2 tRNA genes and 2 rRNA genes are annotated in these 2,322 nt (G+C 54.6%); all 4 read left to right on the top strand.

Annotation, left to right across the window (positions count from 1 at the left end):
* Window positions 1-112, top strand: a 16S ribosomal RNA gene (locus GQY20_RS31830); the annotation flags it as partial.
* 232 nt (window positions 113-344) lie between these two features.
* Window positions 345-421, top strand: a tRNA-Ile gene (locus GQY20_RS31825).
* A gap of 24 nt (window positions 422-445) precedes the next feature.
* Window positions 446-521 (top strand) — tRNA-Ala (locus GQY20_RS31820).
* A gap of 347 nt (window positions 522-868) precedes the next feature.
* Window positions 869-2,322: ribosomal RNA gene (locus GQY20_RS31815) — 23S ribosomal RNA — on the top strand; the annotation flags it as partial.

Below are 2,322 nucleotides of genomic sequence, written 5' to 3'. Positions count from 1 at the left end.
CGAAGGCGCTGCGCTAACCGCAAGGAGGCAGGCGACCACGGTGGGTTTAGCGACTGGGGTGAAGTCGTAACAAGGTAGCCGTAGGGGAACCTGCGGCTGGATCACCTCCTTTCTAAGGATCGGTCCGAAAGCGCCCTGACCAACTTCGGTTGCGATTGGGGAAGAGCTTCGTACCTTTCGTATAGAACATATGCCGCCGTCCTCATGTCCCTTCATCCTGGAAAACGCAGTCAGCGAGACGAAACAGCAAAGCTGTTTTGCACGCTGACAAGTTCGGCCGGCGCTGCAGAGCGTGCCCTTCGGGGCGCGGCTTTGCCGCGACCGACGGGCATGCGGTCAAGTTTGGGCCGGTAGCTCAGGTGGTTAGAGCGCACGCCTGATAAGCGTGAGGTCGTAAGTTCAACTCTTACTCGGCCCACCATTGCTTATCGTTGCGTACGTGTATGGGGCCTTAGCTCAGCTGGGAGAGCGGTTGCTTTGCAAGCATCAGGTCATCGGTTCGATCCCGATAGGCTCCACCATATTCTCGGCTAGGCGCATGTGAATGCTGCCGCGGGGATGCACGACGACGCACATCATCATCCAGGGTGAAGACATCAGTTTCCGGCGCGAGCCGGAATATACGAGGCTCTTATGAGCCTCTGTTTGACATTGTGAATGGGTTTTAGAAATCGATGCCGCTTGGTGTCGCGTTTCTGCCAGGGCCTCCGGCAACGGAGATCGCGGTGGAGACGTGTGACACAAGCAAATTGATGACTATGCTGAGAAGAATTCTTATCCGCACCGTAACCGGCGCAGGGTTTGCCGAGTGAGCTGTGTGACGCAAGTTGCACTGACATTCAGCCCTGTCGTTGGTGGTGTGGACTCTCAAGCGTGAGGTAAGGGCAATTCGTGGATGCCTTGGCGCATACAGGCGATGAAGGACGTGGCACGCTGCGATAAGCTGCGGTGAGGTGTGAGCAACCTTTGACCCGCAGATTTCCGAATGGGGAAACCCACTCTCACCGATTAATCCTTGCCGTGTCTGGTTTTCGGACTGGACGCGGTACGGATTAATTGGGGAGGGTATCACCGAAGTGAATAAATAGCTTTGGTGAAGCGAACCCGGCGAACTGAAACATCTCAGTAGCTGGAGGAAAAGACATCAACCGAGATTCCGTTAGTAGTGGCGAGCGAACGCGGACCAGGCCAGTGCCTCTTGTTCAACTAGCAGAACGGTTTGGAAAGGCCGACCATAGCGGGTGACAGTCCCGTATGCGAAAGTGAGACAAGAGGACTAGAGTAGGGCGGAACACGTGTAATTCTGTCTGAATATGGGGGGCCCACCCTCCAAGCCTAAATACTCGTATGCGACCGATAGTGAACTAGTACCGTGAGGGAAAGGTGAAAAGCACCCCGATGAGGGGAGTGAAACAGTACCTGAAACGGATTGCCTACAAGCAGTTGGAGGGGTTTTATGCCCTGACAGCGTACCTCTTGCATAATGGGTCTGTGACTTAATGTGTCAAGCAAGCTTAAGCCGTTAGGTGTAGGCGCAGCGAAAGCGAGTCTGAATAGGGCGACTGAGTTTGACGCATTAGACCCGAAACCCGGCGATCTAGGCATGACCAGGATGAAGGTGGGGTAACACCCACTGGAGGTCCGAACCGATTAACGTTGAAAAGTTACCGGATGAGTTGTGTTTAGGGGTGAAAGGCCAATCAAGCCGGGAAATAGCTGGTTCTCCGCGAAAACTATTGAGGTAGTGCCTCGAGTGAATACCGATGGGGGTAGAGCACTGGATGGGCTAGGGGGTCGCGAGATCTACCAAACCTAACCAAACTCCGAATACCATTGAGTAATGCTCGGGAGACAGACGGCGGGTGCTAAGGTCCGTCGTCAAGAGGGAAACAGCCCTGACCTACAGCTAAGGTCCCCAAGTCGTGTCTAAGTGGGAAAGCATGTGGGATTTCCAAAACAACCAGGAGGTTGGCTTAGAAGCAGCCATCCTTTAAAGAAAGCGTAACAGCTCACTGGTCTAATAGAGATCCTGCGGCGAAGATGTAACGGGGCTCAAGACACGCACCGAAGCTTAGGGTGTGCGCGATAAGCGTACGCGGTAGCGGAGCGTTCCGTAGGCTGATGAAGCGATCTGGTAATGGGTCGTGGAGGTATCGGAAGTGCGAATGCAGACATGAGTAGCGATAAACAGTGTGAGATGCACTGTCGCCGAAAGACCAAGGGTTCCTGCGCAAGGCTAATCCGCGCAGGGTGAGCCGGCCCCTAAGACGAGCCCGAAGGGGGTAGTCGATGGGAACCACGTTAATATTCGTGGGCCTGGTG

Source organism: Flavisphingomonas formosensis (assembly GCF_009755815.1).
Classification (GTDB): domain Bacteria; phylum Pseudomonadota; class Alphaproteobacteria; order Sphingomonadales; family Sphingomonadaceae; genus Flavisphingomonas; species Flavisphingomonas formosensis.
Note: the sequence above shows the minus strand (reverse complement) of the source record. Positions and strands in the feature narration are given on the sequence as shown.